Consider the following 20365-nt stretch of genomic DNA (forward strand, 5'->3'; position numbering starts at 1 on the left):
CTCACCGAACGGCCCTCCTGCTGTCGCTGTTCATCCGTCCGGCGAAGGTCACGCCTTCACCAGCCCTTCCCCGTTCCCGCCCAGGGCGAGATACACGTCCTCCAGACTCGGTGTGGCCAAGGTGAAGTCGTCGAGCGCGGCGAAGGCGGCCCCGCCGGTGACCGCCGCGACGGCGGCCCGCGCCTCGTCGGGGGCCAGCCGCAGCGACCAGCGCCGGCCGGACTCCACCGCGGACGAGCGCAGCGCGGCGACCTCGGGGACGTCGAGCGGCGCCCGCTCCCGCCAGACGAGCTCGACCCGCACCTCACCGGCGACCTGCTCCTTAAGACCCACGGGGCTGTCGCAGGCGATGACCTTGCCGTGGTCGAGGACGGCGACACGGTCGAGGACCGTCTCGGCCTCGATGACGTTGTGCGTGACGAGCAGCACGGTGGTGCCGTGCTCGGCCCTGCGCCGGTCGACCGCACCCCAGACGGCGCGCCGCGCGATGGGGTCCATGCCGGTCGTCGGCTCGTCGAGGACGAGCAGCGGCCGCTGCCCCACCAGGGCGGTGGCGAAGCAGGCGAGCCTGCGCTGCCCGCCGGAGAGCTTCTTCAGCGGCCGTGTGGCGAGGGGGGTGAGCGCGAGCTCTTCGAGGACGCCGTCCCGCTCGGCCCGCGCCGCGCGGACCTCGAGGCCGCGCAGCCGCGCGGTCGTCTCGACGGCGAGCGAGACGGTCAGCTCGTCGAGCGCGGTGGACTCCTGCCCCAGGTACGCGAGGATCCGCGCGGCCCGCTCGGGATGGCGCAGGATGTCGTGCCCGAGGATCTCGACGCTCCCGCTGTCGGGCCGCATCAGGCCGGTCAGCTGCCGTACGAGGGTGGACTTGCCCGCGCCGTTGGGCCCGAGCAGGCCGAAGATCTCGCCGCGCCGCACCTCGAGGCTGATGCCGTCGGTGGCGCGCACCTCGGGCGTCGCGGGCCTGCCGCGCCTGCCGCGGGCGGCGGGATAGGTCTTGACGAGGTCGCGCACCGCGCAGACGGCATCACTGCCGTGACCCTGTCGGAGCCCCTGTCGGACTGCCTGTGCCGAGCGCGTACTCACGAAGGACGAGGGTACGGGGTCCCGCGCCCGGCACATCGCCCGGGGCGCCCCGTACGCCCCGTATCAGTCATCTGCGGACGTGTTCCGTCACTCGTTCGCGTGCCTGTTCGGTCACTCGCCGGAGCGGTCGCCCACCGGTGCGTGCTCGACCGCCGTGTGCACGTCGATCTCGCGCCAGAAGCCGGCCCGGATCGCGTACCGGTCGTGTTCGTCGATCTGGTCGTCCTTGTGGGCGAGCAGGCCGAAGCGGGCCGCGTACCGCAGGAGCTCGCCGTCGACGCGGTGCGGGATGCGCGGGTACATCGTCGAGAGCTTCTGCAGGTTGTGCTGTTCGGGCAGGCGGGCCATCCAGCGGCGCGCGAACACCTGCCCGACCTCGAAGGGGTCACCGCCGACGGTGGTGATGTCCTCCTCGCGGTCCGCCCAGCGCTGCTCGGCCGTCGTCAGCTGGGCGAGCGTCGGCAGGGCCGCGGCCTCCGGGCTCTCCGCGGCGCCGCCGGGGCGCTCGACCCAGCCCTTGTCGGAGGACCAGCGCAGCGTGGCGTTGGTGGGGTGCTGGGCCGCCTGGGTGCCGGGGCCGCGCAGGGCGGCCAGGTCCTTGGGGGTGGGCACGCCCTTGCCCGGCGGAATGTGGTGGGCGCCGCCACTGTCGCCGTTGGCCCCTGCTTCGGCGTGCTGGGCGTGTGAGGGGTGCTCGCCGTGCTGGGCGTGCCGGGCGACTGCGGCGGCCTCCTCGGCGGCCCGCTGGGCGCCGGCCGCGAGCGCGGACTCCGGCAGCGGGGCGGAGAGGATGGCGGCGATCTCGGGGCGCGGGACGGGAGAAGGCGCGCAGACGCCGGTGAGTTCCTTGGGGCGTACGGCCTTGGTGATCCAGGCCCGGTCCAGGACGCGCCGCTCGTCGGCCTCGGCCACCAGGTCCTCGGACTGGTTGTAGTCCCCGTCGGCGGCCTGGACGGCCCACAGGTGGACGGCGACGCCGTGCTCCTTGGCGGCCATCATGCCGGGCAGCAGATCCCCGTCGCCGGTGACGAGCACGATGTCCGAGCAGGCGCGGTTGCGGGCCAGCTCCGTGAGCTCGGCGTGCATGGCGGCGTCGACGCCCTTCTGGGCCCACCGTCCGTCGCTGCGGGTCAGGGCGCCGAGCCGGACCGTCACGCGGGGCATGACGCGCAGCCTGCGGTGATCGGGCTGGGGCACGCGGTCGGGGGCTCCGTCGAACCAGTAGATCCGGAGCAGGGGGCGCTCGGTGTCGGATTCGGCGCGCTCACGGATGCCCTGGATGAGGGCGGTGTGATCGACGGTGATCCGGGACCGGGAGGGCTCGCCGGCGAGGAGACTCGCGGCGGCGCCCAGCAGATACCCGGCGTCCACCAGGACGATGCAGCGGTCCACGCGATCCACCCTCTTTCCCTGGAGATTCCCTGGAAGTAATGGTTCGGGTTTCCTTCGAGTCTGCCCGACCCGGCGGAGGTTAACGGCCGGAACTCGATCTTCGGCGTGGCGTATCGCGACTTCACTCCCCGACAGGGCTTATTACGCACGGTAATTCTCTGAAATGCGCAGCTTGTCGCCGTATGTGAATCTGGTCGCGTCCTGGCCCCCAGATCCCCCTCAGGAGGAAGATCACCATGGCCAAGAACAAGAACCGCAAGCAGGGTGGCGACCAGAACCGCGCCTCGGCCGCCGAGCAGGCCCAGGAGCAGGCCAAGTCGTCCGCGGAGCAGGCCGAGCAGCGCGTGCAGTCCAACGTGCAGGCACAGGGCAGCCCGTCCGAGGTCGCGCGCAAGCACCAGCGCCGCTTCGGCCACAACTGACGCCTGACCGACGCCTGACTGACGCCTGACTGACGCCCACACAGGCGGATAAGCGTGAAGGGGCGCACCCGGAATTCCGGGTGCGCCCCTTCACATGAATCTGCCCCTCACCCGGCCAGGCAGGACGGGCCGAGCAACACCTTCAGGTCGCCGAAAAGGGCGGGATCCGGTTGTACCCGGTGGCGGTCGAGCCGCAGCACCGTCGTCTTCTGGGCGCCCTGGAGCTTGATCCGCACCTCGCTGTTGCCGCGGTGGTGGCTGAGGATCTCACCGAGGCGGCTGACCATCGGCGGGGTCACCTTCACCGTGGGGATGGTGATCAGGACGGGCGCGTTGGTGCCCGCGTTCGACAGGTCGGGGACCTGCATCTCCATCGCGACCAGGCGCGGCACGTCCTCGCGCTTGTCGAGGCGGCCCTTGACGAACACCACGGCGTCCTCGACGAGTTGGGTCGACACCAGCTGGTAGGTCGCCGGGAAGAACATGCACTCGATGGAGCCCGCGAGGTCCTCGACGGTCGCGATCGCCCAGGCGTTGCCCTGCTTGGTCATCTTGCGCTGGAGGCCGGAGATGATGCCGCCGATGGTGACGATCGAGCCGTCCGAGTAGTCACCGCCGGTGAGCTGTCCGATGCCCGCGTCGGCCTTGTCGGAAAGGACGTGCTCCAGGCCGAACAGCGGGTGGTCGGAGACGTACAGACCGAGCATCTCCCGCTCCTGGGCGAGCAGATACGTCTTCTCCCACTCGTCGGTGGAGAACTCCACGTCGAGCCCGAAGCCCGGCTCGCCGCCGGTCTCCTCGCCCCCTCCGAAGAGGTCGAACTGCCCTTCCGCCTCCTTGCGCTTGACCTGCACCACGTTGTCGATCATGGGTTCGTACTGCGCGGTGAGGCCCTTGCGGGTGTGCCCCATGGTGTCGAAGGCGCCCGCCTTGATCAGTGACTCCGTGGTCCGCTTGTTGCAGGCGGCGGCCTCGACCTTGTCGAGGTAGTCGGGGAACGAGGCGAACTTCCCCTTCGCCTTGCGCGACCTGACGATCGACTCGACGACGTTCGTGCCGACGTTGCGGACGGCCTCCAGGCCGAAGAGGATCACGTCGTCGCCCTGGGCGGCGAAGTTGTGCACGGACTCGTTCACGTTGGGCGGCAGGACCTTGATGCCCATACGCCGGCACTCGTTCAGGTAGATGGCCGACTTGTCCTTGTCGTCCTTCACCGAGGTGAGCAGCGCGGCCATGTACTCGGCGGGGTAGTTCGCCTTGAGGTAGGCGGTCCAGTACGTGACGAGGCCGTACGCGGAGGAGTGCGCCTTGTTGAACGCGTATCCGGCGAAGGGGACCAGGACGTCCCACAGGGCCTGGATCGCGGCGTCGGAGTAGCCGTTCTTCTTCGCACCCTCCTGGAACAGGACGAAGTTCTTCGCCAGCTCGTCGGGCTTCTTCTTGCCCATCACGCGGCGCAGGATGTCGGCTTCGCCGAGGGAGTAGCCGGCGATGATCTGCGCGGCCTTCTGCACCTGCTCCTGGTACACGATGAGGCCGTAGGTCAGACCGAGCGTCTCCTTCAGGGGCTCTTCGAGCTCCGGGTGGATCGGCGTGATCTCCTGGCGGCCGTTCTTGCGCTCCGCGTAGTTGATGTGCGAGTTCATGCCCATCGGGCCCGGCCGGTAGAGGGCCGAGACGGCGGAAATGTCCTCGAAGTTGTCGGGCTGCATCTGGCGGAGCAGCGAGCGCATCGGGCCGCCGTCGAACTGGAAGACGCCGAGCGTGTCACCGCGGCAGAGCAGTTCGAAGGTCTTCGGGTCGTCGAGCGGGAGCGAGAGCATCTCCAGGTCGATGCCCTTGTCGTTGCGCACCATCTTGACGGCGTCGTCCATGATGGTGAGGTTGCGCAGGCCGAGGAAGTCCATCTTGAGCAGGCCGAGCGACTCGCACTGGGGGTAGTCCCACTGTGTGATCGTCACGCCGTCCGTGTGCCGCACCCAGATCGGCGCGTGGTCCACGATGGGCTCGCTGGACATGATCACGCCGGCCGCGTGCACGCCCATCTGCCGGACCAGGCCCTCCACACCCTTGGCTGTGTCGATGACCTTCTTCACGTCCGGTTCGTTCTCGTACATCCCCCGGATCTCGCCCGCCTCGCTGTAGCGCGGGTGCTTGGGGTCGGTGATGCCGGAGAGGTCGATGCCCTTGCCGAGGACGTCGGCGGGCATCGCCTTGGTGAGGCGGTCGCCCATCGCGTACGGATATCCGAGCACGCGCGCGGAGTCCTTGATGGCGTTCTTCGCCTTGATCTTTCCGTACGTGCCGATCATGGCGACCTTGTCGGCGCCGTACTTCTCGGTCACGTACCGGATCACCTCGACGCGCCTGCGCTCGTCGAAGTCGATGTCGACATCGGGCATGGACACGCGCTCGGGGTTGAGGAACCGCTCGAAGATCAGCCCGTGCGTGATGGGGTCGAGGTCGGTGATGCCCATGGCGTACGCGACGATCGAACCGGCCGCGGAGCCACGCCCCGGACCCACCGCGATGCCGTTGTTCTTGGCCCACATGATGAAGTCGGCGACCACGAGGAAGTACCCCGGGAACCCCATCTGGATGATGATGTCCATCTCGTACTCGGCCTGCTGCTGCCGGTCCGCGGGGACACCGCTCGGGTAGCGGCGCTGCATGCCGCGGCGGACCTCCTCCTGGAACCAGGTGACCTCGGTGAAGCCCTCCGGGATGTCGAACTTCGGCATGAGGTCGCGCTTTTCGAACATGCCGGTGGTGTCGATCTGCTCGGCCACCAGGAGCGTGTTGCGGCAGCCCTCCTGCCAGGCGTCCGAGGAGTCGATGGCGTACATCTCGTCCGTGGACTTCAGGTAGTAGCCGGTGCCGTCGAAGCGGAAGCGGTCCGGGTCCGAGAGGTTCTTGCCGGTCTGGATGCACAGCAGGGCGTCGTGCGCGACGGACTCGTGCGCGTACGTGTAGTGCGAGTCGTTCGTCACCAGGGGCGGGATGCCGAGCTTCTTGCCGACCCGGAGCAGGTCGTCGCGGACCCGGCGCTCGATGTCGATGCCGTGGTCCATCAGCTCGAGGAAGTACCGGTCCTTGCCGAAGATGTCCTGGTACTCGGCGGCGGCCTTCACGGCCTCGTCGAACTGGCCGAGGCGCAGCCGGGTCTGGAGCTCTCCCGAGGGGCAGCCGGTGGAGGCGATCAGGCCCTCCGACCACTGGGAGATCGTCTCCTTGTCCATGCGCGGCCACTTCTGCAGCCAGCCCTCTGCGTACGCGTCCGACGACAGCCGGAAGAGGTTGTGCAGGCCGGTGTTGTTCGCCGCCCAGATCGTCTTGTGGGTGTAACCACCCGAACCGGACACGTCGTCGCGCTTCTGGTGCGGCTGGCCCCACTTGATCTTCCGCTTGTTGCGGCGGGACTCGGGCGCCACGTACGCCTCGATGCCGATGATCGGCGTGACGCCCGCCTTCTGCGCCGAGTGGAAGAAGTCGTACGCCCCGTGGAGGTTGCCGTGGTCGGACATGGCGACGTGCGTCATGCCCATCTCATTACAGGCGTCGAACATGTCCTTGAGCCGCGCGGCACCGTCCAGCAGCGAGTACTGGGTGTGGACGTGGAGGTGCGTAAAGGGCGGCTTGGTCACGGCGGGAGGCCTCCGGGAAACTATCGGCGACGGACTGCGGGCAGTCTGGGGGGACAGCGTGGAAGTCTAATCCGGAGCACTGACAAGCGGCGGGCACTCGGGGGTACCGTCGTGCGTTGGACAGGTCGGAGCACCTGTCCAAAATGTCATGCACCACCTGGCACCACCTGTTACCTGGAGGCACCCCGCGATGTCGGAACCGCAGCCCACCGCTGAGCAGCGCGGCGAGCAGATCCTCTCCGTCTTCGACACCGCGTTCGGCGAGCTGCTCGCCGCGGACCCCGCCGCGTTCCGGGTGAAGTTCCGGAAGATGGCCGGTTCCGCCTTCGCGTTCTACCGCGGCACGGCCTGCCTCTTCTACGGGGACCTGGAGCGCGAGCAGCACGGCGGCCCCTACCTGGACGAGCGCACGGGGCGGGTGTGGATCCACGGCGACCTGCACGCGGAGAACTTCGGCACGTACATGGACGCCCAGGGCCGCCTGATCTTCAACGTGAACGACTTCGACGAGGCGTATGTGGGCCCCTTCACCTGGGACCTGAAGCGCTTCGCCGCCTCCGTGGCCCTGATCGGGTACACCAAGGCGCTCAGCGACGAGCAGATCACCGACCTGGTCCGGATCTACGCGGCGGCGTACCGCGAGCGGATCCACGACCTGGCGACCGGCGCCAAGAGCGACGAGGTGCCGCCCTTCACCCTGGACACCGCCCAGGGCCCGCTCCTGGACGCGCTGCGCGACGCCCGCTCGCTGACCCGCTTCGGCCTCCTGGACTCCATGACGGAGATCCGCGACTTCGAGCGCCGCTTCGCGCCGGGCGGCGGCTCCATCGAGCTCGACGCGGCCACGCGGTACAAGGTGCTCGCCGCCTTCGACGGCTATCTGGAGACGCTGCCCGAGTCCTCGCTCACCCGCCCCGACTCGTACCGCGTCAAGGACGTCGTCGGCCGGCGCGGCATCGGCATCGGCTCCGCGGGGCTGCCCTCGTACAACATCCTGCTCGAGGGCAACAGCGACGCCCTGGAGAACGACGTCGTGATCTACCTCAAGCAGGCGCAGACCCCGGCCGTCTCGCGGCACATCACCGACGGCGCGGCCCGTGACTACTTCCGGCACGAGGGCCACCGCACGGTCATCTCGCAGCGCGCGCTGCAGGCGCACGCCGACCCGTGGCTCGGCTGGACCGAGCTGGACGGTGCCGGCCAGCTGGTCGCCGAGGTCTCTCCGTACGCGGTGGACCTGGACTGGTCGGACATCGACGACTGGGAGGAGATCGCCGCGGTCATCGCCGACCTGGGCCGCGCCACCGCCACGATGCACTCCGCGGCGGACGACGAGAGCGGGCACTCGGACCTGGTGCCGTTCTCCACGGAGCGCGCGATCGACGCCGCCATCGCGGCGGACGAGGAGGGCTTCGGCGACCTGCTCGTGGACTTCGCGCACGAGTACGGCGCGCGGGCCCGCAGGGACCACCAGATCTTCGTCGACCTGTTCCGCAACGGCCGGATCCCGGGTCTGTAGGCACCAGGACGACGCCGTGCGACTCATAGGCACCCTTTAGGGCTGCCTTACGCGAGCGCATGGCACACTCGCTTGCGCGATGGACATATCCGGGACCCAGCTCAGAGCCGTGCGTGCGGCGCTCTTCACGGCGCTCGTCGTGACGCTCTCCGCCGCGTCGCACGTGCTGCTGTCCCGCGCCCCGCTCCCGCTGACCACCGTCGCGGTGATCTCCGGCGCGGTCTTCGTCATCGCGTACGCGCTCGCGGGGCGCGAGCGTGGCTACGGCCGCATCGCCGCCCTGCTCATCCCCCTCGAGCTGGCCGCCGACACGGTGTTCACCGCGGGGCAGCACGTCTGTTACGGCCAGGCGGGCGGCCCCGTCGCGGGCCCGCTGCGCTCCGTCGGCTTCGACGTGCTGTGCGGCGGCGCCGGCGTCGGCACCCCGCTGGCCCAGATGACCGGCGGCGACGGACACCGTGCCACCGTGCTGCTCGCCGACGCCGATCCGGGCGCCGCCTGGCTGCTGCTCGGCGCGCACATCGCGGTCGGCCTGCTCGCGGCCGCCTGGCTGCGGCGCGGGGAACGCGCCCTGGCCCAGGTCCTGCGCGCGGTGACCGCCTCCACCTTCCGGCCGCTGCTCGTCGCGGTCGCCGCGGCGGGCATCCGCCCGCGGCCCGTCCTGCGGGCCCCGCGTCCCGCGCGCCGGGTGCGCACCGCGCGTACGCGGCTGCTCGTGCACTGCGTGGGACGGCGTGGACCGCCGTGCTCGGCCGTCTTCGCCTGAGCACCACCGTCCCCACGTACGTCACCCCTACGGAGAACACCATCATGAGCAAGCGCAACAGCCAGGCGGCCAAGTCGGCGGCCCGCGAGCGGATCCGCGCCCAGCAGGAAGCCGAGCGCAAGCGGCAGAAGCGGAAGCGGTCGATGATCGTCGGCGTCTCCGTCGTCGCGGTCCTGGCGATCGCGGGCGGCGTCGGTTACGCCGTCATGCAGGCCAACAAGCCCGACCACTGGGACGCCGCCAAGGACGAGAAGCTGGTCAAGCCGGCCAACTCCACGGGCACGGACGGCACGACCGTCGTCATCGGCAAGGACAGCGCCAAGAAGACCCTCAAGGTCTACGAGGACCCGCGCTGCCCGGTCTGCGCCAGCTTCGAGCAGACCGTGGGCCCGACGGTCGAGAAGGACCTGAAGGACGGCAAGTACAAGATCCAGTTCATCGGCGCCTCGTTCCTGGACCGCAACCTCACGGGTGAGGGCTCCAAGAACGCGCTCAGCGCGATGGGTGCCGCCCTGAACGTGAGCGACCAGGCCTTCCTCGACTACAAGAAGGCGCTGTTCTCCAAGGAGAACCACCCCGAGGAGACCACCGACAAGTTCAAGGACGACGCGTACCTGACCAAGATCGCGAATCAGGTCCCGGAGCTCAAGAAGAGCAAGACCTTCGCGAAGGACGTCAAGGACGGCACGTACGACCGCTGGGCCCTGGAGATGTCGAAGAAGTTCGACGACAACAAGGACGGCGTCGACGGCACTCCCTCCTTCGTCATGGACGGCAAGAAGCTGACCGGCTCCGACAAGAAGAACGCGCCCTCGACGGTCGAGGAGTACAAGACGGCCATCGACGCGGCGCTCAAGGCCTGAGCGGACAGCCGGCCGCTCGCTGAGCGGCGCACGGCGGAAGAGCGGGCGAACGTTTCGTTGTTCGCCCGCTCTTGGCGATTACCGATCAGTAAGGTGATCGCTCGTGACCAGTCGAAACAGCGCACACAGACCGCTCAACTCCCCTGCCCCGAGCCGCCGTACGGTCGTCAAGGCCGCTGCCGCCACCGCGGCCCTCGCGCCGCTCGTCGCCGCTCCCCTCGCCCACGCCGCCGCGGGCCCCGCGTTCCACCACGGCGTCGCGTCGGGCGACCCGCTGCCCGACGGCGTCCTGCTGTGGACCCGCGTGACGCCGACACCCGAGGCCACGCCGGGCTCCGGCAAAGGGCCCGACACGGAAGTGCGCTGGGAGATCGCCAAGGACAAGGGCTTCACCCAGGTCGTCGGCCAGGGCAGCACGACCGCGCGGCCCACGGCCGACCACACGGTCAAGGCCGACGTAAGGGGCTTGAGCCCTGCCACCACCTATTACTTCCGCTTCTCCGTGGGCGGCTCCGGGTCCGACGGGACCCCGGTGCACTCCCCCGTGGGCCGCACCCGCACCACCCCCGCGCACGAGTCGGCGGCCCCCGGTGTCCGGTTCGGCGTGGTGTCCTGCGCCAACTGGGAGGCGGGGTACTTCTCCGCCTACCGCCATCTCGCGGCCCGCACCGAGCTCGACGCGGTGCTGCACATCGGCGACTACATCTACGAGTACAAGAGCGGCGAGTACCCGGCCGCCGAGTACGGGGTGCGGCAGCACGAGCCGCGGCACGAGATCGTCAGCCTCGCCGATTACCGCACCCGGCACGGCGCCCACAAGACCGACCCGGACGCCCAAGCGATGCACGCCACGCACCCGCTGATCGCGATATGGGACGACCACGAGTTCGCCGACAACACCTGGTCGGGCGGCGCGGTGAACCACTCCCCGGAGTCCGAGGGCGGCTGGGCCCGGCGCATGGCGGCCGCCAAGCAGGCGTACTTCGAGTGGATGCCCGTACGCCCTTCCACCGAAGGCACCGTCTACCGCCGCCTGCGCTTCGGCAAGCTGGCCGATCTGCACCTGCTCGACCTGCGCTCCTTCCGCTCCGAGCAGGCGGGATTCGGCAGCGGCGACGTGGACGACCCGGACCGTACGATCACCGGACGCGCCCAGCTCGACTGGCTGAAGGCGGGCCTGGCCTCGTCCGACGCCTCCTGGAAGCTGGTCGGCACCTCGGTGATGATCTCGCCGGTGGCCTTCGGCTCCGTGCCCGCCCATCTCCTGGAGCCCATCGCGGAGTTGCTCGGGCTGCCCAAGGAGGGCCTCGCCGTCAACGGCGACCAGTGGGACGGCTACACCGACGACCGCAAGGAGCTCATCTCCCACCTGGTCGACCAGGCGATCCGGAACACGGTCTTCCTCACCGGGGACATCCACATGGCGTGGGCGAACGACGTACCGGTCAGGGCCGCCACGTACCCCGGATCGCCCTCCGCGGCCACGGAGTTCGTGGTCACCTCCGTGACCTCCGACAACGTGGACGACATGCTGCACGTCGCCCCGCACACCCTCTCGCTGGTCGCGGTCGGCGCGGTGAAGGCGGCCAACCGCCATGTGAAGTGGCTGGACATGGACTCGCACGGCTACGGCGTCCTCGACGTCACCGCCGAACGCTCGCAGATGGACTACTACGTCCTCTCCGACCGCAAGGACCCCGAGGCGACGTCCAAGTGGGCCCGTTCGTACCGCGCCCTCAGCGGCACCCAGCGGGTCGAGCGGGCGTACGCGCCGGTGCGCTGACCGGGTCACGTGCGTCACTGCCGAAGCCGCCCCTTACTCTGACGGCATGAGTGACCCGGGGGATGTGGTGGACGGTCGTTTCGAGCTCATCGAGCGGCTCGGCAGCGGAGGCATGGGCACGGTGTGGCGGGCGCGCGACACCGTGCTGCACCGGGAGGTGGCCGTCAAGGAAGTGCGCCCCGCGCTGCACGAGCTGACGGACGAGCAGTCGCGCGTCCTGCGGGAGCGGGTGCTGCGCGAGGCCAGGGCGCTGGCCCGCCTCAACCACCCCCATGTGGTGATGATCCACCACATCGTGGACACCGGCCCGCACCCCTGGCTCGTGATGGAGCTGCTGCCGGGGCGCACGCTCCAAGACCTCCTGGAGCAGGGCACCTTGCCGCCCCGGGAGGCGGCCCGCATCGGCCGCCAGCTGCTCTCGGCGCTGCGCGTCGCCCACGCGGCGGGCATCCTGCACCGGGACGTGAAGCCCGCGAACATCCTGCTGCGGGAGGAGGCCCCCGGCACCGGCGTCTCCGTGGTCCTCACCGACTTCGGCATCGCCTCGCTCCAGGGCTCCACGCAGCTCACCGCGACCGGCGACCTGATCGGCTCGCCGGAGTACATCGCGCCCGAGCGCATCCGCGGCACGGACCGGGGCCCGGCGGGCGACCTCTGGTCACTCGGCGTCGTGCTGTACGTCGCCGTGGAGGGCGTCAGCCCGCTGCGCCGCGCCACGACCCTCGCCACGCTCGCCGCCGTGCTCGACGAACCGGTGCCGCCGCCGGTGCGCTCGGAGGCGCTCACCCCGGTCCTGACCGCCCTTCTGGTGCGGGACCCGGCACTGCGCCCGGACGCGGAGCGCCTCGACGCGCTGCTCGCCGACGTGGCGAACGGCGTCACCCGGCAGCCGACGCTGGTCGCGCCCCGGGACTCGCCCCAGGCGCTGCCCCGACGACGTATGCCGATGCTCGTCGCGGCGGCCTCGGTGGCGCTCGCCCTGGTGGCCGGCGCCGCACTGGTGCTGGCGCTCCAGGACGGGACCAAGACGGACAGGGCGCAGGGCAAGGGCGGTGCGCGCGCCTCCGGGGAGGCTTCGCCCGAGGCGTCCCCGAAGCCCGGCAGGACACCCGGACGCGCGGAGTCCTCTCCCGGCGTCCCGCCCGCGGCGGGCAGCTGGATCGCCCAGCTCCACTCCGAGCCCGTCGGCTCCAGTACGGAGGACCGCGACCGCCGGCTCGCGGCCGTGCGCGAGGACGTGCCGGAGGCGCGCTATCTGCGCAGCGACGACTACGCCTCGCTGCGGCCGGGCTTCTGGGTGATCTACGCCCCCGGGCCCTTCGCGGACGGCCGGGCCGCGCTGCGGTTCTGCGCCGAGCGCGGCAGGACCACCGACAAGGACTGCGCGGGGCGCTACCTCAGCTCGAGCGACGCCGACTTCGGCATCATGTGCAAGCCGCCCGCCAGCGCCCCGGTGGGACGCTGCACGCGCGCGTGAAGGGCCCGGGGGCTGCCGGCTAGAGCGTCTCCAAGAAGCCGATCGCCGTGCGCCACGTCGCCTCCGCGGCCTCGGCGTCGTAGTCGTCCAGGTCGGGGTCGGTGAAGATGTGGCCCGCTCCCGCATAGCGGTAGACCTCGACGTCGGCGCCCGTGCGGCCCATCTGGAGGTACCACGCGCTCAGCCAGTCGTCCGTCTCGAACGGGTCGGGCTCGGCGACGTGCAGCTGCACCGGCAGCTCGTCCACCGACGTGTTCTCGGCGATGTCGGACGTGCCGTGCAGGAGCAGCAGGCCCCGCGCCTTGTCGTCGCCGAGGGCCAGGGTCTGCGCGGTGGCGGCGCCGAACGAGAACCCGGCGTAGACGAGACCCCGCTCGGAGTAGGGCGCGGCGGCCAGGATCGCCCTCTTCAGGAGCTCGTCCTTGCCGAGCTCGTCCTTGAAGGCCATGCCCTGCTCGACGGTGTCGAAGGTGCGCCCGTCGAACAGATCGGGCGTCCACACCTCGTGTCCCTCCGCGCGCAGCCGGTCGGCCGCCGCGTGCACCGCGGGCCGCAGCCCGTACGTCGAGTGGAAAAGCATGATGTTCATGAGGCCATCGTGCCACCTACCCTCGGGGGCATGGAGAACGTACTGCGTCCGTTGATCGTGGTCGGCGGCTCGGTCGTGCTCACGCTGGCCGTGGTTTGGCTGGCCGATGTACTGCTGCGCCGGGCCGACGACCGCCACCCCGAAAACCCACTGTGGGGTCTGCTGCGCCGCTGCCGACTGCCACTGCAACTGTCCCTGTGTGCCGCCCTGCTGCGCGGCTCATTCGAACAAGCGGAGATCGCCAAGGACCATGCCGCGGGGATCGCGCAGACCCTGACCCTGGTGCTCATCGGGTCGGTGGCCTGGCTCCTCGTCCGTATCGCGACCGCCATCGTCGAGGCCACCTACGCCCAGTACGCCAACGCGCACCGCGATCCCGCCCGCGTCCGGCGTGTGCGTACGCAGGTCACGCTCATCCAGCGGGTGGTCAGCGCGATCGTCGGCGTCGTGGCCGTCGGTGCGATGCTGCTCACCTTCCCCGCCATGCAGGCGGCCGGGACGTCGCTGCTCGCGTCGGCCGGTGTGCTGGGCATCGTCGCGGGCGTCGCCGCCCAGTCCACGCTGTCGAATCTCTTCGCGGGGCTGCAGATCGCCTTCGGCGACATGGTGCGGATCGGCGACACGGTCGTCGTGGACGGCGAGTGGGGCACGATCGACGAGATCACCCTGACCTTCCTGGCCGTACGGACCTGGGACGAGCGCCGGATCACGATGCCGGTGTCCTACTTCGTCTCGAAGCCCTTCGAGAACTGGTCGCGCGGCGGCTCCCAGATGACCGGCACGGTCTTCTTCCAGCTGGACCACACCGCGCCCATCACCGAGATGCGCGAGAAGCTCCAGGACATCCTGCGCGAGTGCGCCGCCTGGGACGGCAGGGACTGGGGCCTCGCGGTCACGGACACGACGCCGAACACGATCCAGGTCCGCGCCCTGGTCACCGCCAAGGACGCGGACGACATCTGGACGGTGCGGGTCACCGTGCGCGAGCACCTGGTCCGCTGGCTGACCGAACACCACGCGTACGCGCTGCCCAAGGTCAGCACGGCCTGGGCCGAACTGCCGCCGGAAGACGACGGTCCGCATCCGCCGCCGCCGATAGTGCCCCGCACGGGCCGGGGCTGACTCCCGGGCCTCCCTCAGGACCGCAGGCTGCGTACGTCGAGCTGGTGCAGGACCCGGTCGACGATCTCCGGATCGGCGCCGGGTTCACTGCGGGCGGCGAGGATCTCGTGGCGCGCGGCCGACATCATGTCGCGCTGGATGCGCTGGACCGCCTTGAGGCGGTCGGCGCGCTTGGAGTACCGCTCGCGGCGCTCGTCGTCGACGATGTCGGGGCTGATCCTGGCCCCGATGTCGAAGGCGCCGCGCAGCAGCCGCTCCGAGAGGTCCTCCGGCAGCTCCTCGACCTCCTCGATCTCCTTCAGGCGGCGCTTGGCCGCCTTGGCCGCCCGGACGGCGAGGTCACGCTCGACGGCCCGCTCGGCGTCCGTGTCCGCGCGCACCCCGAGCTTCCGCACCAGCCAGGGCAGGGTGAGCCCCTGCACGACGAGCGTGGCCATGATCACGCAGAAGGCGATGAAGATGATCTCGTCGCGGGCCGGGAAGGGGTCGCCATTCTCCGTCTTGAGCGGAATGGCCAGGGCGAGGGCGACGGACGCCACGCCGCGCATCCCGGACCACCACATGACGACGGTCTCGCGCCAGGTCGTGGGGATGTCCTCGTCGTAGTCCCGCAGCTTGTGCAGCCGCTTGGCCAGCCAGGTCGCGGGCAGCAGCCACAGCAGCCGTACGCCGATGACGACGGCGACGACCGCCGCGCCCCAGCCGATCATCTGCAGCTCGCGGCCGTTGGCCGTGCCGAAGACGTTGTGCAGTTCGAGCCCGATGAGCCCGAAGGCGACGCCGGTGACCAGGGTGTCGACGATCTGCCAGAACGTCTGCCCGGTGATCCGGCCGAGCACGTCGTCCGCGTCGGCGCCGTGCTCCGCCAGATAGAGCGCGGTGGTCAGCACGGCGAGCACGCCGGAGCCGAGGAGCTCCTCGGCGAGCACGTAGCTCACGAAGGGCACGAGCAGCGTCAGGCCGGTCTGCAGGGTGGCCTCGCCGAGCACCCCCATGAGCTTGTTGGTCAGCCAGCCGAGCGCGACGCCCACGGCGACGGCGACCACTCCGGAGAGCACCAACTGCCCCACCGCCGACGGCCAGGAGAACGTCCCGCTGATCGCCGCCGCGATGGCCACGTGGTAGAGCACGATCGCCGTGACGTCGTTGAAGAGACCCTCGCCCTCCAGGATCGACACGAGCCGCCGCGGCAGCCCGAGCGACCCGGCGACGGCGGTCGCGGCGACCGGGTCGGGCGGCGCCACGAGCGCGCCGAGGGCCACCGCCGCGGCGATCGGGAGCCCGGGGACCACCGAGTTGGCGATGGCGGCGACCGCGGCGGTCGTCACGAAGACGAGGGCCACGGCGAGCAGGAAGATGGGGCGTCTGTTGGCCGCGAACTGCCGCCAGGAGGTGCGCTGGACGGCCGCGTACAGCAGGGGCGGGAGGACCAGCGGCAGGATGTAGTCGGGCGGGATCTCGACGTTCGGGACCCAGCTGACGAAGGCGAGCACGATCCCGGCCAGCGTCATGAGGACGGGCGCGGGCAGTCCGAGCCGCTCCCCCAGCGGCACCGTCACGACGGCACCGAGCAACAGAATGAGCAGCAGCGCCAGTTGGTCCACGGTGCGCCCTCCGGCGGTTCGAGACGGTTCGAGGCAGCTCGCCGGTCCGGGACGGTCCGGGACTCAGACGATCAAGACCTCAACCCTGCCACGCGTTCCCCGCGAACCGGCCGATGCCCCTCCGGGCGCCCGCCCCGCTCGCTAGACCAGCGCCTTGCGCATCGCCCGGTGCGGGATCCCGGCGTCCGGGAACTCGGGGCCGTAGACCTCGTACCCCAGGCGCTCGTAGAACCCGAGGGCGTGCGTCTGCGCGTGCAGGTCGACGGCGCCGAGGTCACGCGCGCGTGCCGCGTCCTCTATCGCGCGCACCAGGGCCGCGCCCACGCCGAGGCCGCGCGCCGCCTTGGTCACCGCGAGCCGGCCGAGCGCGCCCACCCCGGCGTCCCCGCCGTTCTTCGCGGCGGCCGCAGCTCCGGTGAGCAGGCGGCCCGTGCCCAGCGGAAGACCGTCGTCGCGGACCGCTATGACGTGCACCGCGTCGGCGTCGTACGCGTCGTACTCAAGGTCCTCGGGGACCCGCTGCTCCACGACGAAGACTTCCTTGCGGACCGCGAAGCAGGCCTCCAGGTCGTCGGTCCCGACCGCGACCCGGCAGGTGACCGCGGAGCTCACGAGCTCTCCGCCCGGACGCGGTCAAGCGCCTGCTGGAGGTCGTCCGGGTAGGTGCTCTCGAACTCCACCCACTGCCCGTCCCCGGGGTGCTCGAAGCCGAGGCGCACCGCGTGCAGCCACTGGCGGGTCAGACCGAGCCGCTTGCCGAGCGTCGGGTCGGCTCCGTACGTCAGGTCGCCCACGCACGGGTGGCGGTGGGCCGCCATGTGCACGCGGATCTGGTGCGTGCGGCCCGTCTCCAGCTTGATGTCGAGCAGCGAGGCCGCGCGGAACGCCTCGATGAGGTCGTAGTGCGTGACGGAGGGCTTGCCCTCGGCGGTGACGGCCCACTTGTAGTCGTGGTTCGGGTGGCGGCCGATGGGGGCGTCGATCGTGCCGCTCATCGGGTCGGGGTGGCCCTGCACGAGCGCGTTGTACCGCTTGTCGACCGTGCGCTCCTTGAACTGCCGCTTCAGGGAGGTGTACGCGCGCTCCGACTTGGCGACCACCATCAGGCCGGAGGTGCCCACGTCCAGGCGGTGCACGATGCCCTGGCGCTCGGCGGCACCGGAGGTCGAGATGCGGTACCCGGCGGCCGCGAGGCCGCCGATCACCGTGGTGCCGGTCCAGCCGGGGCTCGGGTGCGCGGCCACGCCCACCGGCTTGACGATCACGAGGATGTCGTCGTCGTCATGGATGATCTCCATGCCCTCGACGGGCTCGGCGACGACCTGCACCGGAGCGGGCGCCTGCGGCATCTCCACCTCCAGCCAGGCGCCGCCGTGCACACGCTCGGACTTGCCGACCACGCTGCCGTCGACCATCACCTTGCCTGCCGCCGCCAGCTCGGCGGCCTTCGTGCGGGAAAAACCGAACATGCGGGAGATGGCGGCGTCGACGCGCTCGCCCTCCAGGCCGTCCGGCACGGGCAGGGTACGGATCTCGGGAATCGTGCTCACCCATTGAGTATGCAGGAGGCGGCTGACACTCCCGCACCGCGAGCCCCTCGCCGGGAGCGCTCAGTCCTTGTGGACGGTGCCGTCCGGGTCCAGGCCGCGGAAGGACAGGATCACGATCAGGAAGCCGCCGCACACGATCGCCGAGTCGGCGAGATTGAACACCGCGAAGCCCTTGGGCGCGATGAAGTCGACCACCGCTCCCTCGAACACACCGGGGGCACGGAAGATCCGGTCGGTGAGGTTGCCCAGGGCGCCGCCCAGCAGCATGCCGAGCGCGATGGCCCACGGCAGGCTGTAGAGCTTGCGGGCCAGGCGGGCGATGACCACGATCACCGCCGTAGCGATGAAGGTGAAGATCACGGTGAACGCCTCGCCCATGCCGAAGGCCGCGCCCGCGTTCCGGATGGCGTTGAACTGCAGCCAGTCCCCGATGATCGCGATCGGCTCGTGGTGCTCGAGCTTCGCGACGACGATCATCTTGCTGACGAGGTCCAGGGCGTACGCGATCACGGCCACCGCGAACAGGACCAGGAGCTTGCGCTTCCCCTTGCCCTCGGGGCCCTGGGGGCCCTGCTCGTCCGGCGACGCCGGCTCGTCCTGCCCCTTCGCCGCGCCGGAGCCCGAGGCGGACTGCTCCGGCTCGGCCCCGTCGGCCTCAGGGATATCCGGCGTACCGATGATGCGCTCCGCCTCTGCCACGTGAGTCCCTCAACCTAGGTACCTGACTGGGGACGAGGGTACGGCACACACGTACGGCACCAGGTGGTCAGGCCGCCTTCAGTAGCGCCGTTCCTGCTTCTGCTTGCAGTCCATGCACAGGGTCGCGCGGGGGAAGGCCTGCATCCGCGCCTTGCCGATGGGACTACCGCAGTTCTCGCAGATGCCGTACGTCCCCGCGTCAAGACGCTCCAGGGCGCGCTCCGTCTGTTCGAGCATCTCGCGCGCGTTGGCGGCCAGCGACATCTCATGTTCCCGCGTGATGTTCTTCGTGCCGGTGTCCGCGTCGTCGTCGCCCGCGCCGTCCCCGGAGTCACGCATCAGACCCGCGAGGGCGTCCTCGGACGAGGCGATCTCGCTGCCGAGCCGCAGCGCCTCGCTCTGGAGCTCCGCGCGGGCCTCCTCGACCTCCTCGGGGGTCCAGGGGTCCTCGCCGGGCCGCACCGCGAGCTCACCGGGCTCCGCGGCGGCGACGCGCGCCTTGGGCACCGCCGTCGGCTTCTTGGCTGCCGTCGCCGTGCCCGGAGTCTTCTTCGTGACCACTGTCGTGGCTCCCGTCGTCTCCGCGGCCTGAGCCGCACCCTCGGCCGCTGTCGCGGCCGTCTTCTTGGCCGTGCTCTTCCTGGCAGCTGTCTTCTTGGCCGCGGGGGCCTTCTTTGCTGCGGCCTTCGCCGTGGTCTTCGCCGTGGCGGCCTTCTTCGAAGCGGGCTCCTTGGCCGCGCCCTCGTCGGCGGCCGTCTTCTTGCCGATGTCGGCGACCTTGGCGACCGCCTTCTTGGCGACGGCCTTCTTGACGGCCGCCTTCTTCGCCACGGCTTCCTTGGCCGCGGTCTTCTTCGTGGCGGTCTTCTTCGCGGCTGTCTTCGTGGCGGCGGTCTTCTTCGTCGCCGCGCCCGTGGATCTGCCCGACGCCGGATGCTGTACGGCGGTCTTCTTCGCCACCATGGCCGCGGCCCCTTCACATATTGTGATCTTGCTCGCGATTCGTGCTGGGACGATAAATCGACTCAGAGCCCGCGGCAACGGGGCACGCCGCCTGATGCGCCCGCCCCACGGGTGCCGCGCGGCGAGCATGCAAGCGTTGTGCCCAGCTCCCGGCCCGGTAATCCGCCCGGCGGGACGGGCCAGGAACCGGGCTTCCGGCGTGTCGCCATTCGGGTCAGTCCGGGCGGGCCCGACGGCATCGGGCCGCAGCTCGTATCGACGGCGGAAAAAGGCCGGAACGGGAATAAAATGGTGCATAACCGAAGAAGGTGCGCCATGCGGAAAACAGCCGACTGCAGAGAATTCCCGAGCGAGACCAACTGCACCCTCGCCATCTCCGGCGAGGAGGAGGAAGTGGTCCGCGCCGCCAGTGAGCACGCCGTGTCGGTGCACGGCCACACCGACAGCGCGGAGCTGCGCAGGATGGTCCGCGAATCCCTCAGGGACGAAGTCCCCCAGCACGCCTGAAGCCCCCGCCCCGCCCAGGAGCCCCCGCGAAAACCGGTCGGCCGCGTTCGCCCGGGGCCCGTACACTGGGCGGAGCGAGAAGCGTGGATGGGGACGAGTAGCGGCGTACGCGGCCATGAGCGACCCGGGGACGGTGTGAGCCCGGGGGCAGGCGCGACGCGAAGATCACCCCGGAGCCGCCGGAAGAACCGCCGGCAGTGGACCCCCGGGTCCGCCGCAGGCCAGTAGACCCGGCATCGCGACCCCAATGAGGGGGCTTTTCCGTGCGCCACCCGCGCAGGGAAGGCCAAGGAGGGTGGTACCGCGGGAGCACGACAAGGGCTCTCGTCCCTCCGACGGAACGGAATCGTCCGCCGGAGGAAGCGCGTTGAACACGCAGCCG

Annotated in this window: 17 protein-coding genes; 8 read left to right on the plus strand and 9 right to left on the minus strand. The window is 70.5% G+C overall.

Annotated elements, in window-relative coordinates:
* Positions 1-48: 48 nt before the first annotated feature.
* Both AB0M70_RS24350 and AB0M70_RS24355 read right to left on the minus strand, forming a co-directional pair.
* A complete protein-coding gene (locus AB0M70_RS24350; protein WP_365822672.1) occupies positions 49-1083 on the minus strand; it encodes an ABC transporter ATP-binding protein in 1035 nt (344 codons plus the stop codon).
* Positions 1084-1194: 111 nt separating this feature from the next.
* Positions 1195-2475 (minus strand): NYN domain-containing protein, encoded by a 1281-nt coding sequence (locus AB0M70_RS24355; protein WP_365822674.1) that lies wholly within the window; start codon positions 2473-2475, stop codon positions 1195-1197.
* 236 nt (positions 2476-2711) lie between these two features.
* Between AB0M70_RS24355 and AB0M70_RS24360 the strand changes: the two genes are divergently transcribed.
* Positions 2712-2897: a hypothetical protein gene (locus AB0M70_RS24360; RefSeq protein WP_365822676.1), complete on the plus strand. Its 186-nt coding sequence runs from the start codon at positions 2712-2714 to the stop codon at positions 2895-2897.
* Between the two features lie 107 nt (positions 2898-3004).
* On the opposite strand, the gene dnaE is transcribed toward AB0M70_RS24360, so the two are convergent.
* A complete protein-coding gene (gene dnaE, locus AB0M70_RS24365; protein WP_365822678.1) occupies positions 3005-6541 on the minus strand; it encodes a DNA polymerase III subunit alpha in 3537 nt (1178 codons plus the stop codon).
* 190 nt (positions 6542-6731) lie between these two features.
* On the opposite strand from dnaE, the gene AB0M70_RS24370 reads away from it, so the two are divergent.
* The 5 genes from AB0M70_RS24370 (at position 6732) to AB0M70_RS24390 (ending at position 12949) form a co-directional block, all read left to right on the plus strand.
* Positions 6732-8060 carry a DUF2252 domain-containing protein gene (locus tag AB0M70_RS24370; protein WP_363208210.1) on the plus strand — a complete coding sequence of 443 codons (1329 nt, stop codon included), beginning with the start codon at positions 6732-6734 and terminating at the stop codon, positions 8058-8060.
* Positions 8061-8139: 79 nt separating this feature from the next.
* Positions 8140-8826 carry a hypothetical protein gene (locus tag AB0M70_RS24375; RefSeq protein ID WP_365822680.1) on the plus strand — a complete coding sequence of 229 codons (687 nt, stop codon included), beginning with the start codon at positions 8140-8142 and terminating at the stop codon, positions 8824-8826.
* Positions 8827-8870: 44 nt separating this feature from the next.
* Complete coding sequence (locus tag AB0M70_RS24380; protein WP_365822682.1) at positions 8871-9689, plus strand: thioredoxin domain-containing protein; 819 nt, start codon at positions 8871-8873, stop codon at positions 9687-9689.
* A gap of 103 nt (positions 9690-9792) precedes the next feature.
* Positions 9793-11472: an alkaline phosphatase D family protein gene (locus AB0M70_RS24385; protein ID WP_365822684.1), complete on the plus strand. Its 1680-nt coding sequence runs from the start codon at positions 9793-9795 to the stop codon at positions 11470-11472.
* A 46-nt stretch (positions 11473-11518) separates the two neighbouring features.
* The gene (locus tag AB0M70_RS24390) at positions 11519-12949 is read left to right on the plus strand and encodes a serine/threonine-protein kinase (RefSeq protein WP_365822686.1); all 1431 of its coding nucleotides are present in this window, start codon (positions 11519-11521) and stop codon (positions 12947-12949) included.
* 19 nt (positions 12950-12968) lie between these two features.
* On the opposite strand, the gene AB0M70_RS24395 is transcribed toward AB0M70_RS24390, so the two are convergent.
* The gene (locus AB0M70_RS24395) at positions 12969-13538 is read right to left on the minus strand and encodes a dienelactone hydrolase family protein (protein ID WP_365822688.1); all 570 of its coding nucleotides are present in this window, start codon (positions 13536-13538) and stop codon (positions 12969-12971) included.
* A 30-nt stretch (positions 13539-13568) separates the two neighbouring features.
* Between AB0M70_RS24395 and AB0M70_RS24400 the strand changes: the two genes are divergently transcribed.
* Positions 13569-14660: a mechanosensitive ion channel domain-containing protein gene (locus tag AB0M70_RS24400; RefSeq protein ID WP_365822690.1), complete on the plus strand. Its 1092-nt coding sequence runs from the start codon at positions 13569-13571 to the stop codon at positions 14658-14660.
* A gap of 14 nt (positions 14661-14674) precedes the next feature.
* Here AB0M70_RS24400 and AB0M70_RS24405 read toward each other — a convergent pair whose 3' ends face one another.
* The 5 genes from AB0M70_RS24405 to AB0M70_RS24425 all read right to left on the minus strand — a co-directional run bounded on the left by AB0M70_RS24405 (position 14675) and on the right by AB0M70_RS24425 (position 19476).
* Positions 14675-16264, minus strand: coding sequence for a Na+/H+ antiporter (locus AB0M70_RS24405; protein WP_365822692.1), 1590 nt, complete (start codon positions 16262-16264; stop codon positions 14675-14677).
* A 141-nt stretch (positions 16265-16405) separates the two neighbouring features.
* Positions 16406-16876, minus strand: a complete 471-nt coding sequence (locus tag AB0M70_RS24410; protein ID WP_365822694.1) for a GNAT family N-acetyltransferase — start codon at positions 16874-16876, stop codon at positions 16406-16408.
* Positions 16873-17814: an RluA family pseudouridine synthase gene (locus AB0M70_RS24415; RefSeq protein ID WP_365822696.1), complete on the minus strand. Its 942-nt coding sequence runs from the start codon at positions 17812-17814 to the stop codon at positions 16873-16875. Before AB0M70_RS24415 ends, AB0M70_RS24410 begins: the two co-directional genes overlap by 4 nt.
* 60 nt (positions 17815-17874) lie before the next feature.
* Entirely contained in the window at positions 17875-18513 is a 639-nt protein-coding gene (gene lspA, locus AB0M70_RS24420; protein ID WP_365822698.1) for a signal peptidase II, read from the minus strand.
* A 78-nt stretch (positions 18514-18591) separates the two neighbouring features.
* Positions 18592-19476 (minus strand): TraR/DksA C4-type zinc finger protein, encoded by an 885-nt coding sequence (locus AB0M70_RS24425; protein ID WP_365822701.1) that lies wholly within the window; start codon positions 19474-19476, stop codon positions 18592-18594.
* A 315-nt stretch (positions 19477-19791) separates the two neighbouring features.
* On the opposite strand from AB0M70_RS24425, the gene AB0M70_RS24430 reads away from it, so the two are divergent.
* On the plus strand, positions 19792-19983 hold the full coding sequence (locus AB0M70_RS24430; protein ID WP_365822702.1) for a DUF1059 domain-containing protein: 192 nt from the start codon (positions 19792-19794) through the stop codon (positions 19981-19983).
* Positions 19984-20365: the final 382 nt, after the last annotated feature.

Origin of the sequence: Streptomyces sp. NPDC051214 (assembly GCF_040682375.1) — a bacterium.
Lineage (GTDB): Bacteria > Actinomycetota > Actinomycetes > Streptomycetales > Streptomycetaceae > Streptomyces.

Coding starts and splice junctions, on each gene's coding strand:
- AB0M70_RS24425 (WP_365822701.1), bottom strand. CDS start 19,476: ATGGTGGCGAAGAAGACCGCCGTACAGCATCCGGCGTCGGGCAGATCC.
- AB0M70_RS24390 (WP_365822686.1), top strand. CDS start 11,519: ATGAGTGACCCGGGGGATGTGGTGGACGGTCGTTTCGAGCTCATCGAG.
- AB0M70_RS24370 (WP_363208210.1), top strand. CDS start 6,732: ATGTCGGAACCGCAGCCCACCGCTGAGCAGCGCGGCGAGCAGATCCTC.
- AB0M70_RS24375 (WP_365822680.1), top strand. CDS start 8,140: ATGGACATATCCGGGACCCAGCTCAGAGCCGTGCGTGCGGCGCTCTTC.
- AB0M70_RS24380 (WP_365822682.1), top strand. CDS start 8,871: ATGAGCAAGCGCAACAGCCAGGCGGCCAAGTCGGCGGCCCGCGAGCGG.
- AB0M70_RS24430 (WP_365822702.1), top strand. CDS start 19,792: ATGCGGAAAACAGCCGACTGCAGAGAATTCCCGAGCGAGACCAACTGC.
- AB0M70_RS24395 (WP_365822688.1), bottom strand. CDS start 13,538: ATGAACATCATGCTTTTCCACTCGACGTACGGGCTGCGGCCCGCGGTG.
- AB0M70_RS24360 (WP_365822676.1), top strand. CDS start 2,712: ATGGCCAAGAACAAGAACCGCAAGCAGGGTGGCGACCAGAACCGCGCC.
- AB0M70_RS24400 (WP_365822690.1), top strand. CDS start 13,569: ATGGAGAACGTACTGCGTCCGTTGATCGTGGTCGGCGGCTCGGTCGTG.